The sequence below is a fragment of the Pseudoalteromonas sp. SG44-1 genome, assembly GCF_014164315.1.
In the GTDB taxonomy this organism is placed as follows: Bacteria; Pseudomonadota; Gammaproteobacteria; order Enterobacterales; family Alteromonadaceae; genus Pseudoalteromonas; species Pseudoalteromonas rhizosphaerae.
This window is the reverse complement of record NZ_JACJEW010000010.1, coordinates 53,001-68,468: the sequence shown is the minus strand read 5'-3', so window position 1 is coordinate 68,468 and position 15,468 is coordinate 53,001. Positions and strand designations below refer to the sequence as shown.

Here is a 15,468-nt window from a genome sequence, read left to right as displayed (position 1 = left end):
GCCTCTCCTATTTATTTAACCTAAACGCTCAAACACTTTTTCCAATTTGGTTTTCAGTGTTGCAGCTGTAAATGGTTTAACGATATAACCGTTAACACCAGCTTGTGCAGCAGCAACAATTTGTTCTTTTTTAGCTTCTGCTGTTACCATTAAAACAGGAATGTGTTTCAGGCTGTCATCGGCCCTAATAGCGCGCAAGAGATCGATTCCTTGCATGCCAGGCATGTTCCAATCTGTAACTACAAAATCAAATTCTTGATTCTGCAACATCGGTAAAGCTGTTGAGCCATCGTCAGCTTCTTGTACATTTGTAAAACCCAAATCTCTTAACAGATTTTTGATAATACGTCTCATCGTCGAAAAATCATCAACAACAAGAATTTTCATGTTTTTATCCAAAACATCCTCCGGTGAGGTCTGAACCTATATTTACTTACTACTAATTAATCCAGTCATTGATTTTTGCTTTGAGCTTAATCATCGCCTGACCATGTATCTGACTCACACGCGATTCACTTACATCGAGTATATGTCCAATCTCTTTTAAATTCATTTCATCGTTATAATACAGCGACAATACTAACCCATCTCGTTCAGGTAAAGATTGTATAGCTGTTAATAATGATTGATTAAAGCGTTCATTTTTAACGTTATTAAAGGGCTTGTCCAGTGCTAAATCATGTCCCACTGGTGTGATAACATCTTCATCTACCCCTAAGTCTTCTATACCTAACACTTTACTTGAATTTACATCACTAAGAATATGATGGTACTCATCTAGCGTAATATCAAGTTTTTCAGCAACTTCACTGTCTTTAGGTTCTCGATTCAGGCTGCTTTCTAGCTCACTAATCGCTTCAGCGACTCTGCGGCTATTACGGTGCACTGAGCGTGGAGCCCAATCACCTCGGCGCATTTCATCCAGCATCGCACCACGGATACGAATGCCTGCAAAGGTTTCAAAGCTTGCACCTTTAGTCGCATCAAAGTTCTTTGATGCTTCAATTAACCCTATCATCCCCGATTGAATCAAATCATCGAGTTGCACACTCGCGGGTAAACGAGCGATTAAATGACAAGCCACTTTTTTGACTAAGGAAGCATGTCGCTCAACAATCACATTTAAATTTTGTGTCGATTGATATCCCATCGCTTTATTCACCGATGCCGTCATAGTTAGCCGTTTACTAATTTTTCTATGAAAAATTCTAAATGACCAGATGGTTGATTAGGTATAGGCCATTTAACTGCTTTTGTCGCTAATGTTTTAAATGCTATTGCTGCTGGGGAACTTGGAAATAAATCAACAATCACTTTCTGACGACGAGTTGCTTTACGCATATTTTCATCATACGGGACTGTTGCTACCAATTCCATTGAGACATCCAAAAAGCGATCCGTTACTTTTGAGAGCTTAGCAAATAGTTCCTGGCCTTCACGCATGCTGCGCACCATATTAGCAACGATTTTAAATTTATACACACCGTGCTCACGACTCAATACTTTGATTAATGCATAAGCATCAGTTATTGAGCTCGGTTCATCACATACTACTACCATGACATCTTGCGCTGCGCGCGAAAAACTTAATACCATGTCAGAGATACCAGCAGCAGTATCAACAATTAATATATCAAATTCGGTATTTAATTCACTAAAAGCGCGAATTAAACCAGCATGTTCTGATGGTGAAAGTTCCACCATACTTTGTGAGCCTGACGTCGCTGGTACTATTTTAATTCCTGCAGGCCCTTCAACTAAAATTTCATCGAGCTCGCATTCACCTGATAGTACATGAGATAGATTACGCTCTACCCTAAGTCCTAACATCACATCACAATTTGCTAAACCCAAATCGGCATCCAGTACTAACACTCGGTTTCCGAGCTGACCCAACGCAATCGCAGTGTTAAGTGAGACGTTAGTTTTCCCTACGCCACCTTTGCCACCTGTTACAGCGATAACTTTAACGCCGTTATTATTGTTTTGACTCATTTTACGCAGGCCACTTGCTTGATCTAATACTGTGTTAATCATACATCCCTACTGTGCTTGACGCTACTGCTTGGCGTCGTGAATGTTGTGCTTTTGTTCTTTTTAAATACAATTGTTCTGCTTTTTTTACTAATTTCTCTGCATTGGCGACCCGAATGTCCTCTGGAACGCGCTGACCGTTAGTAAGATACCCTATTGGAAGGCGATTTTGAATCGCTATACTAATAATCTCACCTAAACTTAATGATTCGTCTAATTTAGTGAAAATACAGCCACTTAATTGTACCTTCTTAAAGTGTCTTACGGTTTCTTGTAAAACATTAATTTGTGCGGTCGCACTGAGCACTAAATAATTGCGAATATCGACACGTTGATTACGCATTAGTGTATTTAACTGCTCAGTTAAACGTAAATCACGTTGGCTCATTCCCGCTGTATCTATTAATACTAGACGCTTATTTCGTAAATGATATAAAACTTCTGCTAATTCATTGGCATCTTTAACTTGTTTTACACCACAACCGATGATTCGGCCATAAGTAGCAAGCTGTTCATAAGCGCCAATACGGTAAGTATCAGTGGTAATAAGCGCAACTTTATCTGCGCCATATTTTTGTGCGCCAAGGGCTGCAAGTTTTGCCACGGTTGTAGTTTTACCAACCCCAGTAGGGCCAACAAGTGCATATACGCCGCCTTGGCGTAGTATTTCATTATTTGTAGTATGCATTTGGTTTTCAACCATTTGCAATAGCGCTTGCCATGCTTGCTGACGTGACACATCATCGGGAATAAAACAGGCCATTTGCTCTGCAACTTCACTGTCAATACCCATTCCGACTAAACGATCGATCATGCATGCGCGAGTAGGGTCGCGACGCGCTAAATCTTGTTGCATCAAGCCAGATACTTGATACTCAAGTAATTGACGCATCGCTGCCATTTCATCACGCATAGCGGTAATTTCATCTGTTTTGGGTGCACTTTTTGTTGGCATCGGAGTATCTAAATCATCAAAACCACTTTCTAGATCATCATCAAAACCTAAGCTATGTGCTTGCGTTTGTGGACGCGACGCAGTATCGCGACGAGCAAAATCATTATGTGCTTGTGGTTCATGGCGAGTTTGCTGTGCTTGATGTTGTTGCTGTGGTTGATACTGAGTTGATGTATCAATCCCTGACTGGCTAAACATCGATGCAAGCTCAGGTGAACGTGGACGCGGTGATTGGCGCTCTAATAATGCTTGTAAGCTATCAGCTACCGCAGCTTGCGGCTCAGGCTGTGAACGTTGTGGCGCAGGTTTAACAAAGTTAGCATTTGTTTGTGCTTGTGCCGTAGCAACATGTGCTTGTGCAGGTGCTTTCGGGGCTGCTTTTTCATAATCAACGGCGGCAACAATCTCTACCCCATTGGCTAATTTTTTATTTGACATGATTACAGCATCTACACCGAGTTCATCTTTAACTTCTTTCAGTGCGGTGCGCATATCTTTAGCAAAAAAACGTTTTATTTTCATGGTTCAACCCCTTTAAAATCCGATTATTGGCCTACTGAGCTGACAATCTTGATCTGTCTTTCGTCTGGTACCTCTTGATAAGACATCACTCGCAATCCTGGAATGGTGTACTTAACAAAACGAGATAACACAGTGCGTAACATTCCTGACGTTAGCAATATCGAAGGTTCACCGGCCATTTCTTGGTTTTGATGCGCTTCATTTAATGATTGTTGAAGTCGCTCTGCAAGTCCTGGCTCTATTCCGGCACCTTCGTCGCCTGCATTTTGTAGTGACTGATGCAACATCTGTTCCAACTCAGGCGCCAAGGTTATGACAGGGATTTCTGATGACATTCCAACCGCGTCTTGAACAATTAATCTGCGCAGTGAAATTCGCACTGCTGCGGTTAATACATCAGGATCTTGGCTTCGAGGGCCATACTCAACAAGGGTTTGTACAATTGAACGCATATCGCGAATAGCAACGCCTTCATTTAATAAATTTTGTAATACTTTAACAATTGCTGTTAGTGGTAAAATATCTGGCACTAGCCCTTCAACTAAACGAGGATGACTTTTTGCCAGCATATCTAATAGATTTTGCACTTCCTCGTGGCCGAGTAACAAGGCCGCGCTGTTAGTTAGTAACTGACTAATATGCGTTGCTACCACTGTTGCTGCATCAACCACGGTATAACCGAGTGATTGTGCTTCATCTTTTTGATCTGGTTTGATCCAAATAGCGTCTAGACCAAAGGCCGGATCTTTAGTAGCAATGCCTTTTATTGGACCAAATACTTGGCCAGGATTAATAGCCAACTCATCACCGTGCTTAAGCTCCCCCTCACCACTTGAAACACCCATCATGGTAATTCTGTATGCATTTGGGTCTAACTCTAAGTTATCGCGAATATGCACCGGTGGAATTAAAAAACCAAGTTCTTGAGATAACTTTTTACGTACCCCTTTGATCCGGTTTAATAGTTCGCCACCTTGTGATTGATCAACTAATGGAATTAAGCGATAGCCAACTTCAAGGCCAATTACATCAACTTGTTGTACATCATCCCAACCTAGCTCTTTTTGCTCTTGCTTGTTAGCAACACCAGTGCCTGTTGCACCACCATTGGTAGCTTCTGCTTCTTTTGCTGCTGCTTCTTTTAGCTTATTTTGCTGGGTGTAATACGCTAAGTAACCAAGTAATGCACCAAGACTTAAAAAAGCAAAATGTGGCATACCCGGTACTAAACCCATCACGATTAAAATACCCGAGGCGATAAATAATGATTTCTCGTTACCGAGTTGTTTCTTAAATTGATCGCCCATATTGAGCGATTCATTTTGACGAGTAACAACAATTGCAGTGCCAATTGATAACAGTAATGATGGTAATTGTGCGACTAAGCCATCACCAATGGTCAGCAAAGTATACACTTCCATGGCGTTGCCAAAGCTTAAATCATGCTGGATCATACCAACAAACAAGCCGCCAACAATATTGATGATCAGTATTACAATACCAGCAATCGCATCACCTTTTACAAACTTGCTCGCACCATCCATAGAGCCATAAAAGTCCGCTTCACGGGTGACTTCTTCACGGCGATCTCGTGCTTGCTCTGCACTAATAAAACCCGCATTCAAGTCAGCATCAATGGCCATTTGTTTGCCTGGCATCGCATCTAAGGTAAAGCGTGCCGATACTTCAGAGATCCTGCCTGCACCTTTGGTGATTACCACAAAGTTGATGATAATCAAAATCAAAAACACCACTAAACCAACCGCGTAGTTGCCACCAATTACCACTGAACCAAAAGCTTCAATAACTTTACCTGCGGCATCACCACCGTTATGACCTTCAAGCAGCACCACCCGGGTACTGGCAACATTTAGTGCCAAACGCATAATCGTTGCAATCAATAGCACTGCTGGAAACATACCAAATTCAACAGGCTTCATGGTGTAAACTGTCACTAACAACACCACTAATGCTAAAGCTATATTAAACGAGAAAAGAATGTCGAGTAAAAATGGCGGTAACGGTAAAATCACCATACCCAACGCAGCGAGCACCAGCAAAGGTGTACCAACACCTTTTAAATACTCTTTTTTATCTTTATTAAGTTGTTGTAATACAGCTTTAAATTCCATAATTCTACAATTTCAAAAAATTGACACTAAACGGAATTTGCAATAACTATTCCAAGTTATTAATTACTAGCTTAAAAGAATACTGATTATTCAAATCAATACTTATAGGCATCTGGAATTGGGAGTGTTTTATTCAATTTTGTAGGGCGTTTACCACGGCCTTTTTGAAAGCGTTTAAGCTGAAATACATAAGCTAAAACTTGTGCGACTGCAGTAAATAGTTGGTCAGGGATTTGCTCTCCTACTTCGGCGGTATGATACAGTGCTCGAGTTAGCATGGGGGATTCAAGGATGGGTACCTCGTTACCAATGGCTATTTTCCTAATTTGCATCGCCATCTCATCAATGCCTTTGGCAACGACTATCGGCGCGCCAGCGCGCTCTGTGTCGTACTTTAATGCCACAGAGTAATGAGTAGGGTTGGTGACAACTACATCGGCATCTGGCACATCCTGCATCATGCGTCGCTGCGACATTTGTCTTTGCGTTTGTCTTATACGCGCTTTAATTTGCGGATCACCTTCAGAATTTTTATATTCATCTTTGACTTCTTGTAGAGTCATTTTTAATTCTTTGTGATGTTTATGGCTTTGGTATGGCGCATCAATCGCAGCAATAATGGTTAAGGTGCAGGTCAGTCCTAAAAACATCCATGCGAGTATCTCTAAGGCATGAATGATATTGCCCGGCGCACTTTCAATACTCAGATGAAGAATTTCATCAAAGAAGGTGTTGATCAAAAAGATAGCAAAGCCAGCTACTACCACAAACTTTAAAATCGATTTCACCAACTCGACGCCCGCTTGTGGACCTAACATCCGCTTTATACCTTTTGCTGGTGACATTTTACTGGCTTTAGGTGCTGCCGCCTCCCAACTAAAGTTAAAACCACCTAACAAGGTATTACCTATGATACCCGCCAGCACAATAATAAACACAAACATCGCCATCGGAAATACTAGCGCATCGGCCACCGCTCCCCACACTGAAAACATTTTAGTGGTATCGTACGTTTCATTACGGTTCAAGCTGAGCATGCGACCCATTATATTATACAGTCCCTTGCCAATCTCAGGTCCGTACATAAGTAATGAAATGGCTGAAAAAATAAGTACAAACATGGTGCCAAGCTCTTTTGAGCGCGCAACTTGGCCTTTCTTTTTCGCGTCGCTTACTTTTTTCCCCGTGGGTTCTTCGGTTTTTTCTTGACCTGAATCTTCAGCCATCACTCTCTCCTATGGGGAACAACCAACTAAAGTACACATTAACTCAATCATTTTTAACCATTGAAATTCAAATTGAGTAACAAAGTTACCTAAGGTTGCCCAAATAATGACTAAACCTGCAACCAAGGTAAACGGAAAACCGATTGAAAAAATGTTTAACTGCGGTGCTGCACGGGTCATCACACCAAACGACATATTAATCACCAGCATAGCTGTTAAAGGCGCCAAAGATAGCACCAAGGCGGTAGTAAACATCCAGCCGCCCCACGTCACTATGTCCCAATAATGATCAACCGCCCACCAATTACCGTCGATTGGCAGCACTTCAAAGCTATGCACTACCATTTGGATCATCATTAAATGGCCATTAAATACAAAGAATAATAGCGTGGCTAGAATCAAATAAAACTGCCCAACAGCAGGCACACTCATACCATTAGAGGGATCAACAACTGAGGCGAAACCAAGACCAGTTTGCATTGCTAATATTTGCCCTGCTAACACAAAAGTATTCAACATCAATACAGAAGCAAAACCTATCGCAACACCGATTAACATTTGTTGAATAACTACCAAGATCATCTCAAAAGAGAATAAGTTATTAAATGTCGCAGGCGGAAGTACTGGTACAACTAAAAAGGTAATCATTACCGCTAGACCCATCTTGATCCGCGTAGGCACATTTTTAGCACCCAGCCCCGCCATGATCATAATCATCGAGCTGATCCGTACTAGTGGTAACAAAAAGTCACTCAGCCACTGAATAATGACTGAAAAAGGAAACTCCATACTAGCCTGCTATCTCTGGGATGATAAGCACTAAACGAGTGAAAAAATCCATTAACTCTTGCGTTAACCAATGCCCTCCAGCAATTAACGCACTGATGGTAATTAATAAGCGCGGCAAAAAGCTTAATGTTTGTTCATTGATTGATGTAGCAGCTTGAAAAACGGCAACCACTAAACCCACTAATAAACCTGGTACCACAATTGCGGAGACTAACTTAATAACTAAAAACAAAGAATCGCTGAGTATGTCAACAAAAATTTCCGGTTCCATGGTCCCCTCCTAACCTTTGTAGGCAAAGTATTGTATTGCCATATCAAGTACCTAAGCCAAAACTCTTCGCTAAAGTGCCCATTACTAAACTCCAGCCATCGACAAGTACAAACAACATAATTTTAAACGGCATAGACACAATCATCGGCGAGAGCATCATCATACCCATGGCCATTAAAACTGACGCAACTACTAAATCGACTATCAAAAATGGAATAAAAAACATAAAACCAATAATAAATGCAGTTTGTAATTCACTGGTTATAAATGCGGGGATCAATACAATTAATGGCGTCGCTTCAGGTGAGTCTAACTTGTCATACCCAGCAATTTTAGCGAAGGTTTCTAAATCTTTTATGCGCACCTGTGAGAGCATGAATTCCTTCATCGGCTCTTTGGCAAGTTCAAGCGCTTGAATCGAGGTCACCTGCTCATTTAAATATGGCTCAATGGCTTGCTGATTCACTTTTTGATAAACCGGCGTCATTATAAAAATACTTAGAAATAGCGACATACCTAACAGTATTTGATTTGATGGTGTTTGTTGCAAACCAATTGCTTGGCGCAAAATAGCCAGTACTACAATAATGCGAGTAAATGAGGTCATCATGATCACCGCAGCGGGTATAAAGCTCAGCGCGGTCATAATAGCCAGAACTTGCAAGGTTACAGAATAATCTTGCGAGCCATCTGGATTAGTCGTAATACTTAACGCTTCAATGCCTTCGGCGTTAACTGAGGGAATAAAAACGAATGCAAAAAGTATAAGCAGCCACTTAGTCATATTATTAATTCTTTTTAATGTGGTTAGTTTGTGGGTTTAATAGCTTGCCAAAACGTTGTGCTAGGGCTGGCAACTCTTTTTCTGTTAACGGGGTTTCTAATTTATGCAGGTAGTTAATACTATGCGGCGTTACACCTAATAAATGCTGACAATTATCAATTTCGACGACCATTAATCGCTCTCGCGCACTTAATGGTAAACTACGCACCACTTTAAATTCGTCGGTATTTGCTAAATTGGGGTTTAGTTTTTTAACCAAAAATGCCAGTACCACAATCAGTACTAGCACCATGATTAAAGACATTACCATTGAGAGTAAGTCGCCCATAGGTGTCGCTGCGGGCAGTGCTGAGCTTGCTGCAGTCGATAAAAAAAGCCAACTGCTCATCGCAGCTTTTTGATCCGTTCAACTTGGCTGATCACGTCAGTGAGGCGGATACCAAATTTATCATTAACTACGACGACTTCACCGTGCGCTATCAATGTACCATTAACTAATACATCCAGTGGTTCACCGGCAACACGATCAAGTTCAACAACTGAACCTTGGTTAAGCTGAAGTAAGTTACGAATATTGATTTTTGAACGCCCAACTTCCATCGAAATAGTTACCGGGATATCTAAAATTGTATCGAGTTTGCGTTTTTCTTCGCCACTCATTTCATGTCTAGTATCACTTAACTCGTCAAGTTCAGTTACTTTGGCACCGTCAGAACTGTCGGTTCCTTCGGCTTCGGCTAAAGCAGCCGCCCATTCGTCCATTGTATCTTGGTCATCACTCATACTATTAAACCTTTTAATTCTCTTACCAGTCTAAATCTACGCCTTCTGAAAGGTGTAGATCATCTTCTAGTTCTGCTAATTCCGCATCTGAATCAAGCTTTTTGCCACCTTTTGTAAAGACATGCAACTCTGATTTGACTGATTCAGGACGTCTAATTTTTTCACTAATTTGCAGCGCAACGTTATCACGAGAACGACCCATTTTCGCCCTAAAGGTCGGCAGCTCTTCGACAAACACCGTTATGTGCTCTGGCATTTCAACAGGAATAATATCCCCAGCCTTAAGCTCCATAATTTGCGCTAAGGTTAAATCAACTTCAAGCAGTTGTGTTGATATTTCAACTTCAACATCCATAATTTCATCACGTAAGGCTTTGCTCCAACGTAAATCGGTATCTTCAGTATCTGATTGCACACCAGCATCGAGTAATTCACGAATAGGTTCAAGCATTGAATACGGCAATGCGATATGGAAATCTCCGCCACCGCCATCCAGCTCAATATGGAATGAACTGATCACTACTACTTCGGTGGGGCTGACGATATTCGCCATTGCTGGATTAACTTCTGAATCAAGATATTCAAAAGACACGTCCATTACCGGCGCCCATGCTTCTTTGTAATCTTCAAAGATTATTTTTAATAGCATTTGTACAATACGGCGCTCAGTAGGCGTAAATTCACGACCTTCTATTTTCGCATGATAGCGACCATCGCCACCAAAAAAGTTATCAACCAAGATAAACACTAACCGTGCTTCCATGGTGATTAATCCAGTACCTTTAAGAGGACGAAAGCGCACCATGTTAAGACTGGTAGGAACAAATAAAGTGTGGATATATTCACCAAACTTTATCATTTGTACGCCATTGATAGAAACCTCAGCAGTGCGGCGCATCATATTAAACAAGCTAATTCGCATGTGTCGAGCAAATCGTTCGTTCACAATCTCCAGAGTCGGCATGCGACCACGAACAATACGATCTTGTGAAGAAAAATCGTATTGTAGCGTATTACCGCTGCCATCATCACCGTCCTGTAGATCCTCCTCTTCGACTTCATCGACACCATGCAACAGGGCATCGATTTCATCTTGGGATAATAAATCGCTCACGCTGACCCCTTATTGCATTACAAAGCCGGTAAACAACACCCGCTCGATTACTTTACTTCCCTCTACGTCCATTAACGCCGCTTGTACTTTATCAAGCGCTGCTACTCGCAGGGTTTCTTTTCCTTCGCTAGTGCCCAGTTCATCTGCGGTGGTGGTTGAAAACACACCAAGCAATGTACCTTCAATTAGTGGAATATGCTTTTTGGCCGTTTCTTCATTCACATCACCGCGCACTAATAATTGCACTTTTATTTGCACAATACGGTCACGACTTGCACCTGGTACGTTAAAAATAAAAGGTCGAGGCATCGCAACATATAAAGCACTGCCAACCTTTGCACCACTGCCACTTACCTCTGCAGTTTCAGTTGCAGGTGCAACCGATTCGTCTGCAAGTGTTTCAGGAGCAGCGTCTGAGCCTGACATCAAGAAAAAGCCAGCGGCACCACCAATTACCAATACCGCAGCAATAATAATTATAATCAGCTTTTTTTTACTTTTACTGCCATCTTCAATTTCTAAATTTGCTTCTTCAGCCATGCCGCTTTCCTTTATGCCTTGATAATAGCGATATTACGAGTGTCACCGCGCACCATCAAGTTATTTATTTTTATAGTCTTATACCTCATATAATAGCAGGTGTTAGGCATAGTAATCTATTGATGATGAAGATTGTTGCCCAGAGCCGCGAATTGGTTGCTGAGTTAATGCAGTTTCCTCTTCATTTTGTTGCTGATTTGCCTGTTGACCACGACCATTTTGTTGTCCGTCACCACCAGTATCACTTTGACTATTCCCCTGCTGGATACTGCTTTCACCCAGTTCAATTCCCTGCTGCGCTAACATTTCCCGTAATCTCGGCATTGATTGCTCAAGGGCTTCTTTGGCTTGCTGATTTTGCACCACAAAGTTAATGTGAGCTTGTTCTGCATCGCTACGAATACGAATTTGCATACTGCCCATTTCTGGCGGATCAAGACGTATTTCAGCTTCTTTATTATTAATGCTTAACAATGCACTCACTCGTTCTTGCAGTAACTTGGCAGCATCACTTTTCATGATATTCAACGCTTGTAACGCAGTTGGATCAATATTTATTTGTCTTGTCTGTGATGTAGGACTCGCTTGCTGAGCATGCATTACTTGCATATCAGCCAAAGCTTGTTGATAACTTTGCTCACTCCCTTCTACAGCCGTGGCTGTTGTAACTGCAGTGGTTAATCCGGTGAGCTGGCCAAACAATTGATTTACACGTGCCAATGTGTTGTCGCGCACAGGGCTTTGCTCTGCTTTAATATTTTCAGCAAATTGCTCGCTTTTTAGAACATTATCTTGTACTGCCAGTTTCACTTCTTGCTCTTTGCTTGCAGCCTTTATAAGTGCATATTGTGGCGCAGATACTTTATTTGTATCTGATTTAGCGGTGCTGCTATTGGTAGTTGTAGTGCTTGCTAAATTATCTGCCATTGACTGAACCGTCAATTGAGCTTTTGACTCAGTCCTTTTTTCAGTACTCTCTGGCTGGGCTAATTCAGTAATCGCCTTATTGATCTGAGTTAATAAAGCCCCTTTGGGCTGCTCATTGCTCACAAAATTTCGTAATTGCTGGCTTAATGCCTGTTTTTGCATAGGGCTTAACAGCGAAATATCTTTACTTAGTTGAGTTAGCTCTGCGGTGTTAATTGTCGCAACTGCAGTGGTAGGTTTTGCAGCTTCTTTACTATTAAGCGCTACAAATTCAGCCAGCATTTTTTTTAAGTCAGTTATGTTAGCCGGTGATGGATCTTGCTGACGAATGACATCAACCTGAGTTTGCAGCTGTTTTTGCTGCTCCGGTGTTAAGCTCGCCAACAGTGGATTTTCATTTTTTTGCACAGTTGTCGTTGAGTTAAGTAATACCTTGCTGATTTGCTCTAATACAGCACTATTATTACGCTTTGACTGTTCAGCTGCTTTTTCTGATACATCAGTTTGAGAGCTTGAAGCAACACCTTTAACCGCTTCAGCGTCCATTGCTACTTCAGTGGCACTTTTGATTGCTTGTTTAGCGTTAGCAGTAACGTTAGTAACTGCTGCATCTGCACTTAGTGCTGCGCTCTGTTGAGGTTTTCCTTGCTGAGCAAGCATAGCGTCGGAACCTTTAGCTAATACTTCACTGTCTTGTGGTTTACCTTGGCTTGTATTTCCAGCAGCAATTATTTGAGCTGCGTCATTGTCAACTTGCCCGCTTTTTAACGTAGTTGTAGTCGCAACTGCTTGTTGGATTGTTGGCTGCATTGCCATCGCTTTATTTTGCGATGTCTCTTTTGCGACTTGAATATCATCAATAATAGGAGTAACTGCATCATCAGGCGGAGTGTTCCCCTTTAGCTGAAGTTGTTTATCAATTGCCTCTGCCAGCACCTTTTTTTCTGTAAGTAACGATGGTTTTAGCTGTTTATCGACTAATTGTGCAATCGGATCATCAGTAGCAGGAGTCTCTGTATCAATAATAGGCGTAACATCATCAATTGGACGGGCTCCAGTGACTTTAACAAGCGTAGGGTCTATTTTTTCCTCGCTGTATTTCCCCAACTTTGAAAGTAATGAGGAATTTTCGACAGTTGGCGTATTATTTACCCGAGTGTCCATGTTATTAGCCGCCGTTATTTGCGCAAGCATTGCATCACCAGACATCGCATTTTCATCACTGTTGTCAGCAGACGTTTCTTGTGCTTTTTCAGCAACAATTACGGCTTCTGCTGAACGTGCCTCAGCACCCGTTGAATTAACCTTTATAGATGTTTCCGCAGCATTATTGGCACTTTGTAATTGGCTAAAAAAGTCACTATCAGTGCTTTCTTTATCTGCTGCTGCACCACCTTTGGCACTGTCTTTTTTATTTAACTGAACATCCTGCTCAGTTGAGATAAACACTGAAAGATCACTAATAGCCATAATTCACCTAGATTAAAAGTGGCAATTTGCCGCCGCAGTTTGCCAGAATAAATACTTATTACATTAAACAAGCAAATAATATGCCTAAGCTGATTTGAATTAATAAATAACCCTATTTTGGGCAATAGGCTATAAAACGCGACGTCTTTGGTAAAATTGATTTGCGGAAAATTCATCAAGCATTTTTTGTTCATTTTTTTGTGCGATCACATTCGCTTTAAGTTGCTGTTTTTCTATTAACTTAGCAACCGCTTTAGCCTTAATCTGCTGTTTCAGCCATAAACTTTGGCGTTGTGAGACAACTTGTTTAGCAGTACTAACTGTATTCGCTTGTTGACGAATGGCTTCTTCGATTTTGGCAATGAAAGCATGATATTGACTAAACCCGGCGCTACTTAAACCGGACTTTCCTTTTACATGTAATTGCTGAGTATATTCTAAGCGAAAGTTATTCAAGCCTTGCAATTTTTGTTGATTGCCTTGCAAGTTTTGCTGCGCTTGTAAATAATTTATCCGTAAAGCTTCTTCTTTATCATTTTCTATTTTCAGCAATAAACTGAGCTTATTGGTTGCCATTATGCTTGTCCTAATAATTGCGCAAGCCCTTGTAGGCCATCGTCATAGCTGATCACATCCTTCATGCCTTGTTGTAAAAATGCATTCACTCTTGGCATCATATTAATGGCCTGATCAAGCATTTGGTCGGTGCCTTTTTGATAAGCACCTAAAGTAATCATATCTTTATTTTGCTGGAACATTGAATACACTTGTTTTAACACTCGCGCTTGTTGCATATGTGCTTCTGAGACAACTTGTGGCATCACCCGTGAAATCGATTTTTCTATATCAATAGCAGGATAATGACCACTGTCAGCGAGCTCTCTGGATAACACGATATGACCGTCTAAAATGGCTCGCGCCGCATCAGCAATCGGATCTTGCATATCATCCCCTTCACTCAGTACAGTAAAAAACGCTGTGATAGAGCCTTGCCCTTCGCCGCCATTACCAGCACGTTCCACCAGCGCGGGTAGCTTTGCAAACACTGAAGGCGGATAACCTTTAGTCGCTGGTGGTTCACCAACCGCAAGCGCTATTTCGCGCTGCGCCATGGCATAACGCGTTACAGAATCCAGTAGCAATAAAACATTTAAACCTTGATCGCGAAAGTACTCCGCGATAGTTACCGCACTTTCACAGCCTTTTAATCGCATTAATGGTGATGCATCAGCGGGCGCGGCAACTACGACAGAACGTTTACGCCCTTCCACACCGAGTATTTCTTCGATAAATTCTTTTACTTCGCGGCCACGCTCCCCCACTAAACCAACAACTATTACATCCGCTTCTGAGCCTCGGGTCATCATACCCAGTAATACCGACTTACCCACGCCTGAGCCTGCAAATAGCCCCATGCGCTGGCCTTGGCCAACAGTTATCACTGAATTAATAGCGCGTACGCCAACATCCATCGGCTGCGTAATTGGTCGTCGAGATAATGGGTTAATGGAATTTTGTGCAAATTTTAAGTAATGCTCTGCTTTAATAGCTCCAAGCCCATCCAACGGACGCCCTAAGCCATCAACAACACGACCAAGTAAACACATACCAACAGGCAGTCCGGTATCATTTACTTGTGGGATAACTCGCGCACCAGGTAGTACACCAGAAATATGGTCATTTGGCATCAAGTAAAGCGTCTGGTCATTAAAACCAACAATTTCAGCATCAACAAAACCATGCATGGTTTCAATTTTACATTGGCTGCCAACTGGCGCGCGTAATCCTTTCGCCTCTAATGTTAACCCTACAACACGGGTTAAAATTCCCGCAACAGCAGGCGTTGGACTATGAATATGTTTTTGATACTGTTGTAAACGTTCACTTAATGGGCGTGGTTGAGAACTCATTGCAAACCAAA

At 41.7% G+C, this 15,468-nt stretch carries 16 protein-coding genes; all 16 read right to left on the bottom strand.

All coding sequences use genetic code 11. The annotated features are described in order from the left end of the window. Positions 1–15: 15 nt before the first annotated feature. The 16 genes from cheY to fliI all read right to left on the bottom strand — a co-directional run bounded on the left by cheY (position 16) and on the right by fliI (position 15,457). On the bottom strand, positions 16–399 hold the full coding sequence (cheY, locus tag H5187_RS06810; RefSeq protein ID WP_016708035.1) for a chemotaxis response regulator CheY: 384 nt from the start codon (positions 397–399) through the stop codon (positions 16–18). Positions 400–439: 40 nt separating this feature from the next. Further along, a complete protein-coding gene (locus tag H5187_RS06805) occupies positions 440–1,150 on the bottom strand; it encodes an RNA polymerase sigma factor FliA (protein WP_149981786.1) in 711 nt (236 codons plus the stop codon). 26 nt (positions 1,151–1,176) lie between these two features. Beyond that, the gene (locus tag H5187_RS06800) at positions 1,177–2,037 is read right to left on the bottom strand and encodes a MinD/ParA family protein (protein WP_149981477.1); all 861 of its coding nucleotides are present in this window, start codon (positions 2,035–2,037) and stop codon (positions 1,177–1,179) included. Next, positions 2,030–3,511, bottom strand: coding sequence for a flagellar biosynthesis protein FlhF (flhF, locus tag H5187_RS06795; protein WP_182794256.1), 1,482 nt, complete (start codon positions 3,509–3,511; stop codon positions 2,030–2,032). The genes H5187_RS06800 and flhF overlap by 8 nt, the downstream gene beginning before the upstream one ends. A 23-nt stretch (positions 3,512–3,534) precedes the next feature. Beyond that, positions 3,535–5,643, bottom strand: coding sequence for a flagellar biosynthesis protein FlhA (gene flhA / locus H5187_RS06790; RefSeq protein WP_149981479.1), 2,109 nt, complete (start codon positions 5,641–5,643; stop codon positions 3,535–3,537). 95 nt (positions 5,644–5,738) lie between these two features. Further along, a complete protein-coding gene (flhB, locus tag H5187_RS06785; protein ID WP_182718178.1) occupies positions 5,739–6,869 on the bottom strand; it encodes a flagellar biosynthesis protein FlhB in 1,131 nt (376 codons plus the stop codon). Between the two features lie 9 nt (positions 6,870–6,878). Beyond that, a complete protein-coding gene (fliR, locus tag H5187_RS06780; RefSeq protein ID WP_145239372.1) occupies positions 6,879–7,658 on the bottom strand; it encodes a flagellar biosynthetic protein FliR in 780 nt (259 codons plus the stop codon). Between the two features lies 1 nt (position 7,659). Then, on the bottom strand, positions 7,660–7,929 hold the full coding sequence (locus H5187_RS06775; protein ID WP_182718179.1) for a flagellar biosynthetic protein FliQ: 270 nt from the start codon (positions 7,927–7,929) through the stop codon (positions 7,660–7,662). 43 nt (positions 7,930–7,972) lie between these two features. Beyond that, the gene (gene fliP / locus H5187_RS06770) at positions 7,973–8,713 is read right to left on the bottom strand and encodes a flagellar type III secretion system pore protein FliP (RefSeq protein ID WP_182718180.1); all 741 of its coding nucleotides are present in this window, start codon (positions 8,711–8,713) and stop codon (positions 7,973–7,975) included. 4 nt (positions 8,714–8,717) lie between these two features. Next, positions 8,718–9,101 carry a flagellar biosynthetic protein FliO gene (gene fliO / locus H5187_RS06765; protein ID WP_145239382.1) on the bottom strand — a complete coding sequence of 128 codons (384 nt, stop codon included), beginning with the start codon at positions 9,099–9,101 and terminating at the stop codon, positions 8,718–8,720. Further along, positions 9,098–9,496 carry a flagellar motor switch protein FliN gene (fliN, locus tag H5187_RS06760; RefSeq protein ID WP_149981486.1) on the bottom strand — a complete coding sequence of 133 codons (399 nt, stop codon included), beginning with the start codon at positions 9,494–9,496 and terminating at the stop codon, positions 9,098–9,100. Before fliN ends, fliO begins: the two co-directional genes overlap by 4 nt. 22 nt (positions 9,497–9,518) lie before the next feature. Further along, positions 9,519–10,610 carry a flagellar motor switch protein FliM gene (gene fliM, locus H5187_RS06755; protein ID WP_149981487.1) on the bottom strand — a complete coding sequence of 364 codons (1,092 nt, stop codon included), beginning with the start codon at positions 10,608–10,610 and terminating at the stop codon, positions 9,519–9,521. A 9-nt stretch (positions 10,611–10,619) separates the two neighbouring features. Continuing rightward, positions 10,620–11,150, bottom strand: a complete 531-nt coding sequence (gene fliL / locus H5187_RS06750) for a flagellar basal body-associated protein FliL (protein WP_149981489.1) — start codon at positions 11,148–11,150, stop codon at positions 10,620–10,622. A gap of 102 nt (positions 11,151–11,252) precedes the next feature. Beyond that, on the bottom strand, positions 11,253–13,547 hold the full coding sequence (locus H5187_RS06745; protein WP_182797665.1) for a flagellar hook-length control protein FliK: 2,295 nt from the start codon (positions 13,545–13,547) through the stop codon (positions 11,253–11,255). A 129-nt stretch (positions 13,548–13,676) separates the two neighbouring features. Beyond that, positions 13,677–14,123, bottom strand: a complete 447-nt coding sequence (gene fliJ / locus H5187_RS06740) for a flagellar export protein FliJ (protein WP_149981493.1) — start codon at positions 14,121–14,123, stop codon at positions 13,677–13,679. Further along, entirely contained in the window at positions 14,123–15,457 is a 1,335-nt protein-coding gene (fliI, locus tag H5187_RS06735; protein ID WP_145239400.1) for a flagellar protein export ATPase FliI, read from the bottom strand. Before fliI ends, fliJ begins: the two co-directional genes overlap by 1 nt. Positions 15,458–15,468: the final 11 nt, after the last annotated feature.

Coding starts and splice junctions, on each gene's coding strand:
- H5187_RS06805 (WP_149981786.1), bottom strand. CDS start 1,150: ATGGGATATCAATCGACACAAAATTTAAATGTGATTGTTGAGCGACAT.
- H5187_RS06800 (WP_149981477.1), bottom strand. CDS start 2,037: ATGATTAACACAGTATTAGATCAAGCAAGTGGCCTGCGTAAAATGAGT.
- flhF (WP_182794256.1), bottom strand. CDS start 3,511: ATGAAAATAAAACGTTTTTTTGCTAAAGATATGCGCACCGCACTGAAA.
- flhA (WP_149981479.1), bottom strand. CDS start 5,643: ATGGAATTTAAAGCTGTATTACAACAACTTAATAAAGATAAAAAAGAG.
- flhB (WP_182718178.1), bottom strand. CDS start 6,869: ATGGCTGAAGATTCAGGTCAAGAAAAAACCGAAGAACCCACGGGGAAA.
- fliR (WP_145239372.1), bottom strand. CDS start 7,658: ATGGAGTTTCCTTTTTCAGTCATTATTCAGTGGCTGAGTGACTTTTTG.
- H5187_RS06775 (WP_182718179.1), bottom strand. CDS start 7,929: ATGGAACCGGAAATTTTTGTTGACATACTCAGCGATTCTTTGTTTTTA.
- fliP (WP_182718180.1), bottom strand. CDS start 8,713: ATGACTAAGTGGCTGCTTATACTTTTTGCATTCGTTTTTATTCCCTCA.
- fliO (WP_145239382.1), bottom strand. CDS start 9,101: ATGAGCAGTTGGCTTTTTTTATCGACTGCAGCAAGCTCAGCACTGCCC.
- fliN (WP_149981486.1), bottom strand. CDS start 9,496: ATGAGTGATGACCAAGATACAATGGACGAATGGGCGGCTGCTTTAGCC.
- fliL (WP_149981489.1), bottom strand. CDS start 11,150: ATGGCTGAAGAAGCAAATTTAGAAATTGAAGATGGCAGTAAAAGTAAA.
- H5187_RS06745 (WP_182797665.1), bottom strand. CDS start 13,547: ATGGCTATTAGTGATCTTTCAGTGTTTATCTCAACTGAGCAGGATGTT.
- fliJ (WP_149981493.1), bottom strand. CDS start 14,123: ATGGCAACCAATAAGCTCAGTTTATTGCTGAAAATAGAAAATGATAAA.
- fliI (WP_145239400.1), bottom strand. CDS start 15,457: ATGAGTTCTCAACCACGCCCATTAAGTGAACGTTTACAACAGTATCAA.